This is a genomic window from Lederbergia graminis (genome assembly GCF_042655485.1).
Taxonomy (GTDB): domain Bacteria; phylum Bacillota; class Bacilli; order Bacillales; family Bacillaceae_C; genus Lederbergia; species Lederbergia graminis.
Genome location: NZ_JBHSMC010000001.1, coordinates 530800 through 547536, shown reverse-complemented (window position 1 = coordinate 547536; position 16737 = coordinate 530800). Strand labels below are relative to the sequence as shown.

The window sequence follows — 16737 nt, the reverse complement described above, 5'->3', positions numbered from 1 at the left end:
AGGAATTAATATGGACATTTTATTTGTTGGGGATGTTGTCGGGTCACCAGGTAGAGATATGATAAAAGAATATTTACCGAAAATGAAAAGAAGATATCGCCCACACATTACAATCGTAAATGGTGAAAATGCAGCTGGTGGAAGAGGAATTACAGAGGCGATTTACAAACAATTTTTAGAAGCAGGAGCAAACGCTATTACGTTAGGCAATCACGCTTGGGATAATAAAGGTATTTTTGAATTTATTGATGATGCCAAATATATGGCTCGACCTGCAAATTTTCCTGAAGATACACCTGGGACAGGATTAGTATTTATAAAAATGAATACCCAAGAAATTGCGGTCATCAATTTACAAGGCAGAACTTTTATGCCTCCACTAGATTGTCCGTTTAAAAAAGCAGATGAATTAATTGCAATAGCGAAAAAACGTACAAATATTATCTTTGTTGATTTTCATGCAGAAGCGACTAGTGAAAAACAAGCGATGGGATGGTATTTAGACGGAAAGGTAACTGCTGTTGTAGGGACACACACTCATGTTCAAACTGCAGATAATCGTATTTTACCTAATGGGACAGCGTATATGACAGATGTAGGAATGACTGGACCATATGATGGAATATTAGGAATGGAACGAGAGGCAGTGCTACATAAGTTTCTAACATCATTGCCAGCTCGATTTGAGGTTCCGAAAAGTGGAAGGAAACAGTTAAGTGCTTGTCTAATTATTGCTGATGATGTTAGTGGAAAGGCAAAAAGTATAAAACCAATATTAATTAATGATGACCAACCCTTTCTAGATGAATAATACATCATTCGCCATTTTTAGTTTTGGACAATCCGGAATAGTTCCCATTTCTCCTGAATATAGTAGCATTGGAAGGGTTTACTGCGGTTGTGATAAAAAGGACAATCGCTATGGGGAAATGACAAGGAGGAACAAGAAATGGAGATATTAAAAGTTTCAGCAAAATCCAATCCTAATTCCGTGGCGGGTGCGCTAGCAGGTGTTCTCCGTGAAAGAGGCGGTGCAGAAATTCAGGCAATCGGCGCAGGAGCATTAAATCAAGCAGTGAAAGCAGTAGCAATCGCAAGAGGATTTGTCGCCCCTGGTGGTGTTGATCTCATTTGTATACCTGCTTTTACTGATATTTTAATTGATGGTGAGGAACGGACAGCCATAAAGCTGATTGTTGAACCTAGATAGAAAGAATAGCGTGATGAATTTAATAGAAAAAGTTGTTTTATTTAGATAATGAGATGTTTTTGGGTATGTTTCCAAAGCATCTCTTTTTTTTGTTCTTTTAACAAGGAAGATAGTAGTTATATAACTATAATCCTCATTGTAAAGATGTATACCTAAACAATTTTTAGGACGTCGCATAAAATACATAATCAATATAAGGAGAGGTGCGAATATGGACTTGTTAATGCAGGATAATCACCATGAAAATGTAGATGATTTCATAAGATCGCTTATTGAATTAGAACATGCATTTGCAAATATTATTAACGAAGAAGCAGAAGTGCTTAGGCAAAATAAAGACCGATTTACAGCGGAAGAATTAAGACATTTTAATGAGAATTTAGAGCATATTTTAAAGCTTGTAATTAAAAAGGAAATAATACTCGAGTTTCTTTTAGACGAAATAAAAAAATGTCCAGAAAAATGTGATGATCATGATTGTCATGATGATTGCAAATGCAAATGTAGGTGTAAGAAAGAATTACCAAAGCGGAAATGTGATAAATACTGTAATTGCTATCACTGTAGAAGAAGAAAAAGGAGAGAAAAACGTTTTTCAGAGCAAAGCTAGTCTAAATCCTTATTTTAAATAAATTGATTGTATCGCACATTACGGAAAGAAAAATGTCGAATAAATTGATTGTAGGAAGAAGAAAGGAGAATGATGAAAAATGCCATTTGCTGATGCTGTTGTTGATTTAGAAACGGAATTAACGAATGCTTTGAGTGCAATTATAGATGATGCAGATCCAGATAGAATCGAAAGATTTGTTCGCTTGCTCATTAAGAAAGAAATTGTGCTCAAATTAATCATCATGGATGTTAATAGATTTTAAGTCCAATATTTTATGAAAGAAAGGAGAAAATAGTAAATGCCAAATAGTTTTGAAAATACGATTGCAGCGTTGGAGACGCAATTCGGAGAAGCTATGCGAATTGTAAGAGAAAACGGTGACCTTGATCAAATCGAAAGAGTTGGAGATTTAATCATATTAAAGGAAAAATTAATTGAGGCACTTATCGACGAACTTTGTGACGCAGAAGACACAACTTTTGAGAATCCTGATGAGATTATAATTAATGGAAATGCAGAAGGGCCAGCAACCCCTTACCCTTCCAATATAACGGTGTCAGATTTAGATGGAGCTGTAAGACATGTAACAGTCACTTTATATGGATTAACTCATACTTGGCCAGATGATTTGGACATATTACTCGTTGGACCACAAGGACAAAGTGTCGTACTAATGTCTGACGCTGGTGGTTCCACCAATATTAATAATGTTACGTTAGAATTTGATGATAATGCAGCTGACTTTTTGCCAGATTCAAGCGGAATTGTATCTGGCACGTACAAACCAACAAATTATGAAGGTGTAGAAGTATTTCCTGCCCCTGCTCCTGGACCACCATATGGATCCACGCTTAGTGTATTTAATGGTACAGATCCAAATGGAACGTGGAGTTTATATGTATTCGATGATTCTGCTTTTGATAATGGAAGCATTGCCGAAGGTTGGGATTTAACAATTACGACAAACCCTTGTGTTGGAGTTCAAGAACCAGCACCTGGTGTAGATCAAGTAGAACCTGATGATATTAATTCAGCTGTATTTCATTTAGAATCTGAATTATCGAGAGCATTTCAAGTAATTCTTGATGCTGGTAATCCAAATCAAATTGAAAGATTCCTAAAGTTGTTGATTAATAAGGAATTATTGCTCCTTATGATTGTTGAAGAAATTGATGAAAACGGCAACGGCAACGGAAATGGTGGCAATGGTGATGAATGTCCATGTAAATTCCGCTTAGGTATTCAAGGGAATAGTGCCCCAACAACCGTTTTTGTATCGCAACCTAGCCAACCTAATAGTAGCTTCACAGGTACAATTAATGTATCGGCAGAACAATGCTTTACAGGAGCGCGCATGTGTAATCCAAGTGTAGACCAATTTAATATTAATTTCGGAGATAATGGTACAACAATAAACTTTACTCAAGGAAGACGAACATTGATATCTTGTGTTGATGGAACAGAAGCCAACTTATTAGGAACTGCACAAGCAACTGGAAACCTACTTTCAGGAGATTTTAATGTTTCTATAGAATTCACAGATAACCAAAATGGTACTGGTACATGGGTAATTAATGCTACGAGTTTTGATGAGAGCACGACTTTCTTTACCACTTTCACTGCACCAGTATCTGCACGTACGTTCATCGGAGATTGTTCAGAAAACGTTGGTCCTAATTAATATATTATAAGAGGCAGCTTTTTTGAGCTGCCTTAGTGCATACTCAAAGGGTAAAACACCCATTAATTACTAGCATTGTATGCAAATTAAGTAAAAACTGTTCATCTAAAGGAGAATATCAATATGTCAAGAAAGCAGGAATTTATTCAGGCTGTCACTCATTTAGAAAAATCGTTGGCTAATGCTCTAAATGCAGTTTCGCAAACTGGAACCCCAGAAAATGTCGAGAACTTTACGAAATTAATGATAAAGAAAGAGATAATATTATCCACCTTACTGGATGAAATAAAGTAAATTTGCTAATGCCACAATCCACTATATTGTGTGGCATTTTTTTTTAGCATTTTTGAAAATATTACTACAAAAAGGAGCATCTGTTGTATTCGAAAATAAAAGGTTATATACTAGAAGGATGGAATGGAAAAGAGCTATTTTAATAAAACATTATAAAATATTGGAAATGTTATAAATAAAGGAAGGGGATTTTCATGAACGAGAAACAACGTTTAGAAAGTCAACAAGTAAACTCTAATAATACAGATAAGAAAGAAGAAAAAGACTACAGTAAATATTTTCAGTCCGTATATATTCCGCCGTCCATGAAACATGCAAGAAGACGTGGACGTGAAGAGGTTAAATATCATAAAGACTTTGAAATAAATGAGCAATTTGATGGAATAGGGAATGGACGGAAGTTTTATATTCGTACATACGGTTGCCAAATGAATGAACATGATACAGAAGTTATGGCTGGTATATTTAGTGAATTAGGCTATGAAGCAACAGATACAGTTGAGGATGCAGATGTTATTTTATTAAATACATGTGCAATCAGAGAAAATGCTGAAAATAAGGTTTTTGGTGAATTGGGTCATTTAAAACCTTTAAAGTTGGAAAAGCCCGATTTATTAATTGGCGTATGTGGATGTATGTCTCAAGAAGAATCAGTCGTCAATCGTATTTTAGAAAAACATCAATTTGTAGATATGATCTTTGGAACTCACAATATTCATAGACTACCTGAAATTTTAAATGAAGCATATATGTCGAAAGAAATGGTAGTTGAGGTTTGGTCCAAAGAAGGCGATGTTATTGAAAACTTACCAAAAGTTCGCCGTGGTAACATCAAAGCATGGGTCAATATAATGTATGGTTGTGACAAGTTTTGTACGTATTGTATCGTACCATTTACTCGCGGTAAAGAAAGAAGCAGACGACCGGAAGATATTATTCAAGAAGTTCGCCAGCTTGCGGCACACGGGTATAAAGAAATCACACTATTAGGTCAAAATGTTAATGCATATGGTAAGGACTTTGAAGATATTGAGTACGGTTTAGGCGATTTAATGGATGAACTTAGAAAAATTGATATTCCTAGAATTCGTTTTACAACTAGTCATCCACGTGACTTTGATGATTACCTTATTGAAGTACTTGCTAAGAAAGGGAATCTGGTAGAACATATACATTTACCAGTACAATCTGGTTCAAGTGATATTTTGAAAATTATGGGACGTAAATATACACGTGAACAATATTTAGAATTAGTAAGAAAAATTAAAAAGGCGATTCCAGATGTTTCCTTGTCTACGGATATTATTGTAGGTTTCCCAAATGAGACAGATGAGCAATTCGAAGAGACAATGTCACTATATCGTGAAGTTGGATTCGAGATTGCATACACATTTATTTACTCACCTAGGGAAGGTACGCCTGCAGCAAAAATGAAAGATAATATCTCAATGGAAGTTAAAAAGGAACGCTTGCAACGCTTAAATGAACTAGTGAATGAATTATCACGTGAAGCAATGAAGAAATATGAAGGTCAAGTTGTGGAAGTACTAGTAGAAGGTGAAAGTAAGAATAACCCGGATGTTCTAGCTGGCTATACTAGAAAAAATAAATTAGTTAACTTTAAAGGTCCTAAATCAGCGATTGGTCAATTAGTAAAGGTTAAAATTAATAGCTCTAAAACATGGACATTAGATGGGGAAATGGTAAAAGAGGAAGAAACAGCTGAGGTGATATAAAATGGGGAAATATACAAAAGACGATATTCTAAAACATACTCATGAACTTGCAAAAATGATTGCAGAAACAGAAGAGGTAGACTTTTTTAAACGAGCTGAAGCACAAATAAATGAAAACCAAACTGTTAGAGAGTTAATTGCAAGTATTAAAAGTTTACAAAAACAAGCGATTAATTTTCAGCATTATGGAAAAGAACGTGCACTTCAATTAACGGAGGAAAAATTAGAAAAATTGGAAGCAGAACTAGATGAAATTCCAATTGTTCAAGAATTTAAACAATCTCAAATTGAAGTGAATAATTTACTTCAACTTGTATCTTCTGCAATTTCAAATAAAGTAACAGATGAAATTCTAATTTCTACTGGTGGAGATCTGTTAACTGGTGAAACAGGTTCTCAACTTAAGAATAATCCGTCTAGTTGCCAATAAATAAGAATGTAACGCTATCCTGTTTAGGGTAGCGTTTTTTTTGATTGTACATGCCCATATTTCTTCTCAAAACATATAATATTGCAGTGACAAACACCTATTACTTTGCTTTTAGGAAATAAGCACACTAGTCTAGACAAATGCATACGATGAAGGGAAAATGAATGAGGAGGTTTCGCTCGAATGGCAGAATATAGAGAAATAATTACAAAGGCAGTTGTTGCAAAAGGGCGTAAGTATACAAAAGCTAATAATGCAATTACTCCACAGCATCAACCTTCGAGCATATTAGGTTGCTGGGTTATCAATCATAAGTATGATGCTCGTAAGGTTGGCAAAAAAGTTGAGATTTGCGGCTCATATGACGTCAATGTTTGGTATTCTCACCACGATAACACTAAAACATCTGTCGTAACAGAGAAAGTAGAATACAAGGATATAATCAAACTCCACTACCGCGATCCAGATTGTTTAGATGATAAAGATGTTAGTGCAAATGTTATTCAACAGCCTAATTGCGTCGAGGCAGTCATTTCTAAAAAAGGAAACAAAATTCTCGTTTCCACAGAAAGAGAATTTAAAGTTGAAGTAATTGGAGAAACAAAAGTATGTGTAGCAGTTCATGATGGTGAGTGCCCTTGTGATGATGATGACGAGTGGGGAGAAGAATTCGACGAAAATGAGTTAGATGAAATTAATCCAGACTTTTTAACAGACCATGATAAAGATTAATCACCGGGGAGTATCATCTTCCCGGTTTTTTTCTATTCTTTTACAAATGAAGTGAAACAAATAGATATGTTATACTTAATTGGATAGAGTTTAGGAACGGAAAGGAAATTATATACATGGTTCAATACACGCCAATGATTCAACAATATTTACGTATAAAGGCAGAATATGAAGATGCCTTTTTGTTTTTTCGCTTAGGAGATTTTTATGAAATGTTCTTTGAAGATGCTATAAAAGCATCACAAGTATTAGAAATTACGTTAACTAGTAGAGATGGTGGAACAAAGGAGCGTATTCCTATGTGTGGTGTTCCATACCATTCTGCGTCAGGTTATATTGAACGCTTAATTGATAACGGCTATAAGGTAGCTATATGCGAACAGACTGAAGATCCTAAACAAGCAAAAGGTGTCGTTAAGAGAGAAGTAGTTCAGTTAATTACTCCGGGAACGGTAATGGAAGGAAAAGGTCTGCAAGAAAAAGAGAATAATTATCTAATGTCCATCTCGATGATTAATGACCTCTGTTTTGCAATTAGTTATAGTGACCTCTCAACAGGAGAGAGCAAAGCTGCTATATTAGATGGCTCCAAAGAATTACTTTTAAATGAATTAACAACTATAGGAGCAAAAGAAATAATAATTGATCCTGATTTTAATAAAGAAGTATTAAAGTATCTAAAAGAAAGATGTAATATCATTGTTTCATTAGAAGCGAATACTCAATTAGAAGTACAATTTAAAAGGTTAATAGCTACAATAAATGAGGATGAGCTTCGACATGCTGCGCTAAGACTACTTCATTATTTAAATAGAACTCAAAAAAGAAGCCTAGATCATTTACAACCTTTTTCAACGTATGAATTAAACCAATATATGAAAATTGATTTTTACTCCAAACGCAATCTTGAATTAACAGAATCTATTCGAGGAAAAGGTAAAAAAGGAACATTACTATGGTTATTGGATGAGACAGCAACAGCGATGGGTGGAAGAACGCTAAAGCATTGGATTGATCGTCCACTAATTAATAATGAGCAAATTAATAAGCGTCTTGATTTAGTGGAGCTATTATTAAATCACTACTTTGAAAGACAAGAACTTCGTGAGTTATTAAAAGGTGTCTATGATTTAGAGCGACTTTCTGGTCGTGTTGCTTTCGGTAATGCAAATGCCCGTGATTTTATCCAATTAAAAAAATCACTATTACAGATTCAACCAATCATTCACTTAGTTGAACGTATACCTCATGAGCAAACAGAAAAAATAGCAGCAAATCTAGACCCATGTGAAGATTTGACACACCTGTTAGAAAAAGCAATTATGGATAATCCTCCACTTTCGGTTAAAGAAGGTGGGATTATTAAGGATGGATATCATCCTGATTTAGACATGTATAGAGATGCAAGCCGCAATGGTAAGAATTGGATTGCAGAACTTGAACAAGATGAAAGAAAAAGGACAGGCATTAAGTCACTCAAAGTTGGTTATAATCGCGTGTTTGGATACTATATTGAAGTAACGAAAGCGAATGTTCACCTACTTGAGGATGGTCGATATGATCGAAAACAAACATTAGCGAATGCAGAAAGATATATAACACCTGAATTGAAAGAGAAAGAAGCACTTATACTTGAGGCGGAAGAAAAAAGTGTGGAGCTTGAATATCAGTTGTTTATGGATATTCGTGAAATGGTGAAGGAGTATATACCTAGAATTCAGCGTACTGCTAAAGTTATTAGCGAGTTAGATGTAATTCAGAGCTTTGCAACTGTTAGTGAAACATACCATTATGTGAGACCAACTTTTAATTCAGAGCGAAAAATGGTCTTGAAGGAAGGACGTCATCCAGTTGTAGAAAAAGTAATGGGTTCACAACAATATGTTCCAAATGATTGCTTTTTGAATGCAGAGAAAGAAATGGTAATCATTACGGGACCAAATATGTCTGGTAAAAGTACGTATATGAGACAAATCGCATTAACAGCAATTATGGCCCAAATGGGTTGCTTTGTACCTGCAGAAAAAGCAGATATTTCTATTTTTGATCAAGTTTTTACAAGAATCGGGGCAGCTGATGATTTAATCTCTGGTCAAAGTACTTTTATGGTAGAAATGTTGGAAGCAAAAAATGCTATAACAAATGCAACTTCTGATAGTTTAATATTATTTGATGAAATCGGTCGTGGAACCTCCACTTATGATGGAATGGCCTTGGCTCAAGCGATAATCGAATATATTCACGATAGAATTGGAGCGAAGACACTTTTCTCCACTCATTATCACGAACTTACATCTTTAGAATCGAACTTAACGAAGCTAAAGAATATTCATGTTAGTGCCATTGAACAACAAGGGAAATTAGTCTTCCTTCATAAAGTTAAGGATGGCCCTGCTGATAAAAGTTATGGTATACATGTTGCCGAATTAGCAGAGCTTCCAAAAGATTTAATTACTCGTGCTTCAGCAATATTGTCTAATTTGGAAAACTCAACAACAAAAGAAAAAGCAGTGGTCATGGAAGAACCACAGTTGAATGAACAATTAGCTTTATTTGCTGATGCTGAAAATAACAGTAAAAAAAATAAGTCCAGTAGTAAAGAACAAAAAGTACTTGAAGATATTCGAGCATTAGACCTATTAGAAATGAATCCACTTCAAGCTTTAAATCAACTCTATGAGATACAAAAGCGATTAAAGTAATCTAAGTGATTTATATTTTGAATTGAAGGGGGTACTACACATTGCGCGAGATTATAGAACTAAGTGATGCATTGTCTAATAAAATTGCAGCCGGAGAAGTGGTGGAGAGACCAGCTTCTGTTGTAAAAGAATTAGTTGAAAATGCAATTGATGCAAATAGTACCGTCATAGAAATAGATATTGAAGAAGCAGGCTTAAATAAAATAAGGGTAATCGATAATGGAAATGGTATTGGTGAAGAGGACGTGTTAGTAGCATTCAAGCGACATGCTACAAGTAAAATAAAAGATGAGAATGATCTATTTCGAATTAGGACATTGGGATTTAGAGGAGAGGCACTACCTAGTATTGCCTCTGTTTCACAACTTGAGATAATTACAGCGAAATCAGGTCAAGAAGGTACTAGGGTTTTAATTGAAGGTGGAAAAATTATAGAACACGGAAAAGCTCCAGCTAGAAAAGGAACGGATATTACAGTTCAAAATTTATTTTTCAATACACCTGCCAGATTAAAATATTTGAAAACAATCCATACAGAGATTGGGCATATTTCTGATATTGTAAATCGCCTAGCACTTGCAAATCCTAACGTATCCATTAGGTTACGTCATAACGATAGAACCATTCTCCATACAAATGGTAATAACGATGTCCGCCAAGTGCTAGCTGCAATTTATGGCTTACAAATAGCCAAGAAGATGATTCCGATAAATTCGCAGACTCTTGATTTTAAAGTTTCTGGATTTATCTCCTTGCCTGAGGTTACACGTGCGTCAAGAAGCTATATGTCAACTATGGTAAATCATCGTTTTATTAAAAATTACTCACTAATGAGAGCGATTATGGAAGGTTACCATACGCTTTTACCTATAAACCGTTATCCTATTGTCCTATTATCAATTGAAATGGATCCTATATTAGTAGATGTAAATGTCCATCCTGCTAAAATGGAAGTTCGATTAAGTAAAGAAGCCGAATTGAATGAGCAAATAACGGCAGCAATTAAGGAATTATTACAAAAGCAAGTATTGATACCTTCTGCTTTAACACCAAAAGAGACGAAAAAAACAGTTTCTGAACAAACCACATTACAACTTGAAAATAGTAACTATTCAATAAAGCAGCCATTAAAAAGCAAAATGTCACCTTCTTTTCAAAAAGAGACATTGTCAGCTAATGAAGAAACGAAAAAAATGTATGAACCAGAAATAAATATAGATAATTCTTCTGGTTTTATAGCAAATGAATCAAATTTAGAAACATCAAATATACAAGAGAGAGAAATTGAAGATAGAATAATAGAAGATACCAAAATAGAAGAAAAGAATATACATGCCTCATCAGAAAAAAATAATAGAGTTCCACCTCTATATCCAATTGGCCAAATGCATGGAACATATATCTTTGCTCAAAATGAGCTAGGATTGTATATGATTGACCAACATGCAGCCCAGGAGCGAATAAAATACGAGTATTACAGAGAAAAAGTAGGACAAGTCTCAAATGAATTACAAGAGTTACTTGTGCCATTAACATTGGAGTTCTCATCTGATGAATACATTAAAATAATAGAATATAAACAAGAACTGGAACGAATAGGAGTATTCCTCGAAGAGTTCGGAATAAACAGCTTTATCGTAAGGTCTCATCCAATTTGGTTCCCTAAAGGCTTCGAAAAGGAAACGATTGAGGAATTAATTGAACAGCTTTTGACAATGAAGAAAATTGATATAAAAAAATTAAATGAAGAAGCAGCTATCATGATGAGTTGTAAAGCTTCCATAAAAGCAAATCAACATTTGCGAAATGATGAAATCCAAGAGCTACTAAATGAACTTAGAAGAACGGAAGACCCATTTACATGTCCACATGGAAGGCCAATTATTGTCCACATCTCTACTTATGAAATGGAGAAGATGTTTAAACGGATAATGTAAGATAATGTGTTTTACTTGATTATATTATTTTTTCTTTATATTTTAAAATTCCTTTATTCGTCAACAATATATTGATTTAGAAGCTACCTAAAAGTTCCGTATACGGACTTTAGGATAGCTTTTTTTAGTTAATAATATTGACTATAATTATATTATGTAAACTTACTGATGATTTCTGTTTTTATATAAACTATGTTAACATTTATGTATGAGATTACGAAGAAAGCAGTGAAAAAGTTGAGTGATAATGATAAATTGATCGTGCTTGTAGGGCCGACCGCGGTAGGTAAAACTGAATTAAGCATCGAAATCGCTAAAGCTTTTAATGGTGAAATTGTTAGCGGTGATTCCATGCAAATTTATCGAGGGATGGATATTGGTACAGCTAAAATTAATAAAGAAGAAATGGATGGTGTACCTCATCATTTAATTGATATAAAAGACCCAGATGAGCCTTTTTCTGTTGCTGAATTTCAGCAACTTGTACGGATAAAAATTAAAGAGATTATTACTCGTGGTCACCAGCCTATAATCGTTGGTGGTACAGGACTTTATATTCAAGCAGTTCTATATGATTATCAGTTTTCAGATGAACCTAAAAATGAGAAAATTAGGATACAATTGGAAGATAGAGTTCAAAAAGGTGAAACGATGCAGTTGTATGAACAGCTACAAAAGATAGATCCTAAAACTGCAAGTAATATCCATCCAAATAATAGTCGAAGGGTTATTCGGGCATTAGAAGTTTATTATACGACTGGGAAAACAATGTCAGAAATACAATCAACTCAAAAAAGCTCCATGCTATATCAAACTGCCCTCATAGGTCTTACGATGGATAGAGAAAAATTATATGAGCGGATTAATAAACGTGTGGATTTAATGATGAAACAAGGACTACTGGAGGAAGTGAAAAGCCTTTATAATTCTGGTTTAGATAGAGAAGCACAGTCTATAAAAGCGATTGGGTATAATGAACTATTTGGTTATCTCGATGGTCATTATTCACTCCAAGAAGCAGTGGAGTTACTAAAGAAAAACTCAAGAAACTTTGCTAAAAGACAATTAACTTGGTTTAGAAATAAAATGGATGTTTCATGGTTTGATATGACAGATGTTGGGGAAGAATTGAAAATGGAAAAAACAAAGGAAATAATTAATTTTATAGCAGGAATGCTAGAAAAAAAATCGAATACATAACTATAGAGATAATAGAGGAGGCCAATTGTGCTATGAAACAACCAGTCAATATTCAAGATCAGTTCTTAAATCAATTAAGAAAAGAGTCTATACCAGTCACAGTGTTTCTATTAAACGGATTCCAATTACGAGGACTTGTAAAGGGGTTCGATAATTTTACGGTATTGTTTGAATCAGAGGGGAAACAACAATTAGTTTTTAAACATGCAATTTCCACTTTTTCACCGCAACGAAATGTGCAAATCAATTATGAAGAATAGGTATTTCCTTTAAGGTTATCCCAGGTTTTGATCATGGGATAGCCTTTTTACTTTTATCTTATAATCTTAGAAGTAATGAGTATTGATTTTCATGAATATAATGGAAGATAATACTTGGTTCTTTAATGTTATGTAAGCGCACGGAACCAATCCCTTTATCTGGGCGTATACTGTTTCTAAGTTAAGGTGGTGATTGGGATGAGTGAGCCAATTAGAATGAAAAATAATGGCCAAATTAGTATCATGTTGAATGCAGATAAACGTGAGAAAGTTAAGCAATCAACAATTGAAATGCCATCTAAATCTTTATTGCATGAACAACATGCAATTTTAAAAGAAATTGAAGCAGAAATGAATGCACTAGTTGGAATGGACCAAATTAAAAAAATGATGAAAGAAATTTATGCATGGATTTATATAAATAAAAAGAGAGAAGCAAACGGATTGAAACCAGGGCAACAAGTCCTCCATATGATGTTTAAAGGGAACCCAGGGACTGGAAAGACTTCAGTTGCTCGATTAATAGGAAAGTTATTTCATAAAATGGATGTACTACCAAAAGGCCACTTAATTGAAGCGGAAAGAGCCGATCTTGTTGGTGAATATATAGGTCATACTGCTCAAAAGACAAGAGATTTGATAAAGAAAGCAGCTGGAGGAATTCTGTTTGTAGATGAAGCGTATTCCCTTGGACGTGGTGGGGAGAAGGACTTTGGGAAAGAAGCAATAGATACACTTGTAAAACATATGGAAGACAAACAGAATGAATTCATCTTAATATTAGCAGGATATTCACGTGAGATGGATTTTTTCTTGAGCTTAAACCCCGGCTTACAATCCCGTTTTCCTCTAGTTTTTGATTTTCCAGATTACTCGGTAAATGAATTAATGGAAATAGGTAAAAGAATGTTAAAAGATAAAGAATATACGTTGACTCCAGAAGCTGAGTCTAAATTAAAAGATCATCTTTTATATGTAAAAGGGAAAAATCGGGACACGTTTTCAAATGGTAGATATGTAAGAAATATAATCGAAAAGGCTATTAGAGCTCAAGCAATGCGACTTTTAACAGTAAACAATTTAGAACGAAATGTTCTCACTTCATTAATTAGCGAGGACTTTGTATTTACGGAATAAAACTAACTTGAACTCATAATAAAAGACTGTGTGGTATAAATTTACTACACAGTCTTTTATGTGTGTCTTTACGGAGTAACATTTTTATTATTAAAGTTTTTCTGTTATGATGGGAAATAAATGGAATTGAAGGAAGGGAAACTATTTGCAGGATAAAGGAAAAGAAACAGCAATTCTTGTAGGATGCCAATTAGATGTTACTGATGAGCATTTTCAATACTCTATATCAGAATTAAAATCATTAGTATCGACTGCACAAGGTGAGGTAATTAGTGTATTAACTCAAAAACAAGAAAAGCTACACCCTGCAACATATATTGGTAAAGGGAAATTAGAAGAACTACGTGTATTATCCGAAGAACTTGAGCCAGATCTCATTATCATTAACGATGAATTAACACCAAGCCAGCTTCGTAATTTACAAGAAGTATTGCCAGGGCGGGTACTTGATCGTACTCAATTGATTTTGGATATTTTTGCACAACGAGCTAAATCGAAGGAAGGTAAACTCCAAGTAGAGCTAGCTCAGTTACAATATTTACTCCCACGTCTTGCTGGTCAAGGTATTGCTTTGTCTCGTCTTGGGGCTGGGATTGGTACTCGTGGTCCTGGTGAATCAAAACTCGAATCAGATCGAAGGCATATAAGACGTAGAATAGATGAGATAAAAAAGCAGCTACAAGTCATTGTGGAACATCGAGAGCGTTATCGAGAAAGGAGAAAACGAAATAATACGTTTCAAATTGCAATAGTTGGATATACAAATGCGGGCAAATCAACTTTATTTAATCGACTATCTATAGCGGAATCATATGAAGAAAATCAGTTGTTTGCAACCCTGGATCCAATGACAAGAAAAATAGTATTACCAAGTGGTTATTCAGCAATTATTACAGATACAGTTGGTTTTATTCAAGAGCTTCCTACTGCACTTATTGCTGCATTTCGCTCCACGCTAGAAGAAGTTCGTGATGCGGATTTATTACTACATGTAGTGGATAGCCCAAATCCAGATTACGAAAACCATGAAAGAACAGTACATGATTTATTAGCAGAGTTAGAAATGAACCATATACCACAATTAACGGTGTACAATAAAGCAGATGAAAAACACTCAGACTTTGTACCTAGTTCAGTAAATAGAATTATCATGAGTGCATTAAATGATAATGACCGATCTCAGTTAAAGGGAAAAATAGAAGAAATAGCTATCCAAAATATGAAATTTTATCATGTTGAAATACCTGCTGATGAAGGTAGGTTATTATCCGTTCTAAAAAATGACACAATTATGCGAGAATTAGTTTTTGTAGAGGAAAATCAATCTTATAAATGTAAAGGATATGTAAAAGCAACCCATCCTGTTACAGGATCATTGGGGTTATATGGAGTTTAAAGGAGTTTAGACAGAAGTGGAGCAATTATTTCAATATAATCATAAATTACAACCTTTGTTAGAAGAAGTTGAAAGTCAAATTTCTACTATTCATCGAAATATAGATAAAATGATTGAAGTAAATCAATACAGAGTATTAAAAAGTTTTCAAACACATCGTGTAAATGATACATATTTTACTCCTTCTACAGGATATGGATATGGAGATATAGGTAGAGATACATTAGAAAAAATATATGCAGATGTGTTTGGAGCAGAAGCTGGTTTAGTTAGATCACAAATTATTTCTGGAACTCATGCTATTTCGATTGCATTATTTGGGGTATTACGCCCTGGAGATGAACTATTATATATTACCGGAAAACCGTATGATACACTCGAAGAAGTAGTAGGGATTCGAGGAACGAATAATGGATCATTAAAAGAGTTTGGCATTGATTATAATTGTGTAGATTTACAGGAAAACGGTAGTATTGATTTTGCAGCAGTTCAAGCAGCGATAAAAGAAAATACAAAAGTGATCGGGATACAACGTTCAAAAGGCTATGCTACAAGACCATCGTTCACTATTTCAGAAATAAAGGACATGATTGATTTTGTAAAAGAAATTAATCCAAATGTGATAGTTTTCGTGGACAATTGCTATGGGGAGTTTGTTGAAGAGCTTGAGCCATGTCATGTGGGAGCGGACCTAATGGCTGGCTCCCTCATTAAAAATCCTGGTGGAGGAATCGTGAAATCTGGAGGTTATATTGTAGGGAAACAAGAATTAGTAGATGCCTGCTCTTATCGTATGACTTCTCCAGGAATTGGAAATGAAGCTGGAGCCTCCTTATATAGCTTATTAGAAATGTACCAAGGTTTTTTCCTAGCACCTCATGTGACAGGACAAGCTTTAAAGGGAGCAGTATTTACTTCAGCTCTATTAGAAAAAGTGGGATTAAATACTTCACCTAAGTGGGATGATAAGAGAACAGATTTAATTCAATCTGTCCAATTTGATAACGCTGATATGATGATAGAATTTTGTCAAGCAATCCAATTTGCTTCCCCAGTAGATTCATATGTAACACCATATCCAAGTTATATGCCTGGTTATGAAGATGATGTTATCATGGCAGCAGGAGCATTTATTCAAGGGGCAAGTATTGAACTATCTGCTGATGGACCAATCAGACCCCCTTATACTGCTTATGTTCAAGGAGGTTTAACTTTTGCTCATGTAAAGATTGCAATTGTAACTGCATTGGATAGATTAATTGAAAAAGGTTTAATTACTATATAATTCGTGTATATATTTTATGTATGTGAAAAATTTTTCTGTATTTTTTCATGATTTTTTTGTAAAATCTTAAAGTACATTCTTCAAATGCAAATGATAAAAGTCCAAGTTGAAGTGATGTAACTTA

At 34.4% G+C, this 16737-nt stretch carries 16 protein-coding genes; all 16 read left to right on the top strand.

The window, feature by feature from the left end; all coding sequences use genetic code 11:
- Nucleotides 1-10: 10 nt before the first annotated feature.
- The 16 genes from ACFPM4_RS02865 (at nucleotide 11) to ACFPM4_RS02790 (ending at nucleotide 16613) form a co-directional block, all read left to right on the top strand.
- Nucleotides 11-811 (top strand): TIGR00282 family metallophosphoesterase, encoded by an 801-nt coding sequence (locus ACFPM4_RS02865; protein ID WP_144919976.1) that lies wholly within the window; start codon nucleotides 11-13, stop codon nucleotides 809-811.
- 138 nt (nucleotides 812-949) lie between these two features.
- Complete coding sequence (spoVS, locus tag ACFPM4_RS02860) at nucleotides 950-1210, top strand: stage V sporulation protein SpoVS (protein WP_018705045.1); 261 nt, start codon at nucleotides 950-952, stop codon at nucleotides 1208-1210.
- Nucleotides 1211-1421: 211 nt separating this feature from the next.
- Nucleotides 1422-1820: an alpha-helical endospore appendage domain-containing protein gene (locus tag ACFPM4_RS02855; protein WP_144919974.1), complete on the top strand. Its 399-nt coding sequence runs from the start codon at nucleotides 1422-1424 to the stop codon at nucleotides 1818-1820.
- Between the two features lie 100 nt (nucleotides 1821-1920).
- Entirely contained in the window at nucleotides 1921-2085 is a 165-nt protein-coding gene (locus ACFPM4_RS02850; RefSeq protein WP_186324614.1) for a hypothetical protein, read from the top strand.
- Nucleotides 2086-2121: 36 nt separating this feature from the next.
- On the top strand, nucleotides 2122-3504 hold the full coding sequence (locus ACFPM4_RS02845) for a proprotein convertase P-domain-containing protein (RefSeq protein WP_144919972.1): 1383 nt from the start codon (nucleotides 2122-2124) through the stop codon (nucleotides 3502-3504).
- A gap of 123 nt (nucleotides 3505-3627) precedes the next feature.
- On the top strand, nucleotides 3628-3798 hold the full coding sequence (locus tag ACFPM4_RS02840; RefSeq protein WP_186324613.1) for a hypothetical protein: 171 nt from the start codon (nucleotides 3628-3630) through the stop codon (nucleotides 3796-3798).
- A 194-nt stretch (nucleotides 3799-3992) separates the two neighbouring features.
- The gene (gene miaB / locus ACFPM4_RS02835; protein ID WP_144929094.1) at nucleotides 3993-5534 is read left to right on the top strand and encodes a tRNA (N6-isopentenyl adenosine(37)-C2)-methylthiotransferase MiaB; all 1542 of its coding nucleotides are present in this window, start codon (nucleotides 3993-3995) and stop codon (nucleotides 5532-5534) included.
- A 1-nt stretch (nucleotide 5535) separates the two neighbouring features.
- The gene (locus ACFPM4_RS02830; protein WP_144929096.1) at nucleotides 5536-5964 is read left to right on the top strand and encodes a YlbF/YmcA family competence regulator; all 429 of its coding nucleotides are present in this window, start codon (nucleotides 5536-5538) and stop codon (nucleotides 5962-5964) included.
- Nucleotides 5965-6147: 183 nt separating this feature from the next.
- A complete protein-coding gene (locus tag ACFPM4_RS02825; protein WP_144929098.1) occupies nucleotides 6148-6696 on the top strand; it encodes an outer spore coat protein CotE in 549 nt (182 codons plus the stop codon).
- A gap of 116 nt (nucleotides 6697-6812) precedes the next feature.
- A complete protein-coding gene (mutS, locus tag ACFPM4_RS02820; protein ID WP_382347480.1) occupies nucleotides 6813-9398 on the top strand; it encodes a DNA mismatch repair protein MutS in 2586 nt (861 codons plus the stop codon).
- A 41-nt stretch (nucleotides 9399-9439) separates the two neighbouring features.
- Nucleotides 9440-11335 carry a DNA mismatch repair endonuclease MutL gene (gene mutL / locus ACFPM4_RS02815; RefSeq protein WP_144929102.1) on the top strand — a complete coding sequence of 632 codons (1896 nt, stop codon included), beginning with the start codon at nucleotides 9440-9442 and terminating at the stop codon, nucleotides 11333-11335.
- Nucleotides 11336-11572: 237 nt separating this feature from the next.
- On the top strand, nucleotides 11573-12535 hold the full coding sequence (gene miaA / locus ACFPM4_RS02810; protein ID WP_382348151.1) for a tRNA (adenosine(37)-N6)-dimethylallyltransferase MiaA: 963 nt from the start codon (nucleotides 11573-11575) through the stop codon (nucleotides 12533-12535).
- Nucleotides 12536-12567: 32 nt separating this feature from the next.
- Entirely contained in the window at nucleotides 12568-12795 is a 228-nt protein-coding gene (gene hfq / locus ACFPM4_RS02805) for an RNA chaperone Hfq (RefSeq protein ID WP_144929104.1), read from the top strand.
- Nucleotides 12796-12993: 198 nt separating this feature from the next.
- A complete protein-coding gene (gene spoVK / locus ACFPM4_RS02800) occupies nucleotides 12994-13932 on the top strand; it encodes a stage V sporulation protein K (RefSeq protein ID WP_144920979.1) in 939 nt (312 codons plus the stop codon).
- 145 nt (nucleotides 13933-14077) lie between these two features.
- Nucleotides 14078-15328 (top strand): GTPase HflX, encoded by a 1251-nt coding sequence (gene hflX / locus ACFPM4_RS02795; RefSeq protein ID WP_382347475.1) that lies wholly within the window; start codon nucleotides 14078-14080, stop codon nucleotides 15326-15328.
- Nucleotides 15329-15344: 16 nt separating this feature from the next.
- Complete coding sequence (locus ACFPM4_RS02790) at nucleotides 15345-16613, top strand: methionine gamma-lyase family protein (RefSeq protein WP_382347472.1); 1269 nt, start codon at nucleotides 15345-15347, stop codon at nucleotides 16611-16613.
- Nucleotides 16614-16737 lie beyond the last annotated feature (124 nt).

Excerpts from the sequence above, each read along its gene's own strand:
- ACFPM4_RS02865 (WP_144919976.1), top strand. The coding sequence starts at position 11 with ATGGACATTTTATTTGTTGGGGATGTTGTCGGGTCACCAGGTAGAGAT.
- spoVS (WP_018705045.1), top strand. The coding sequence starts at position 950 with ATGGAGATATTAAAAGTTTCAGCAAAATCCAATCCTAATTCCGTGGCG.
- ACFPM4_RS02855 (WP_144919974.1), top strand. The coding sequence starts at position 1,422 with ATGGACTTGTTAATGCAGGATAATCACCATGAAAATGTAGATGATTTC.
- ACFPM4_RS02850 (WP_186324614.1), top strand. The coding sequence starts at position 1,921 with ATGCCATTTGCTGATGCTGTTGTTGATTTAGAAACGGAATTAACGAAT.
- ACFPM4_RS02845 (WP_144919972.1), top strand. The coding sequence starts at position 2,122 with ATGCCAAATAGTTTTGAAAATACGATTGCAGCGTTGGAGACGCAATTC.
- ACFPM4_RS02840 (WP_186324613.1), top strand. The coding sequence starts at position 3,628 with ATGTCAAGAAAGCAGGAATTTATTCAGGCTGTCACTCATTTAGAAAAA.
- miaB (WP_144929094.1), top strand. The coding sequence starts at position 3,993 with ATGAACGAGAAACAACGTTTAGAAAGTCAACAAGTAAACTCTAATAAT.
- ACFPM4_RS02830 (WP_144929096.1), top strand. The coding sequence starts at position 5,536 with ATGGGGAAATATACAAAAGACGATATTCTAAAACATACTCATGAACTT.
- ACFPM4_RS02825 (WP_144929098.1), top strand. The coding sequence starts at position 6,148 with ATGGCAGAATATAGAGAAATAATTACAAAGGCAGTTGTTGCAAAAGGG.
- mutS (WP_382347480.1), top strand. The coding sequence starts at position 6,813 with ATGGTTCAATACACGCCAATGATTCAACAATATTTACGTATAAAGGCA.
- hfq (WP_144929104.1), top strand. The coding sequence starts at position 12,568 with ATGAAACAACCAGTCAATATTCAAGATCAGTTCTTAAATCAATTAAGA.
- spoVK (WP_144920979.1), top strand. The coding sequence starts at position 12,994 with ATGAGTGAGCCAATTAGAATGAAAAATAATGGCCAAATTAGTATCATG.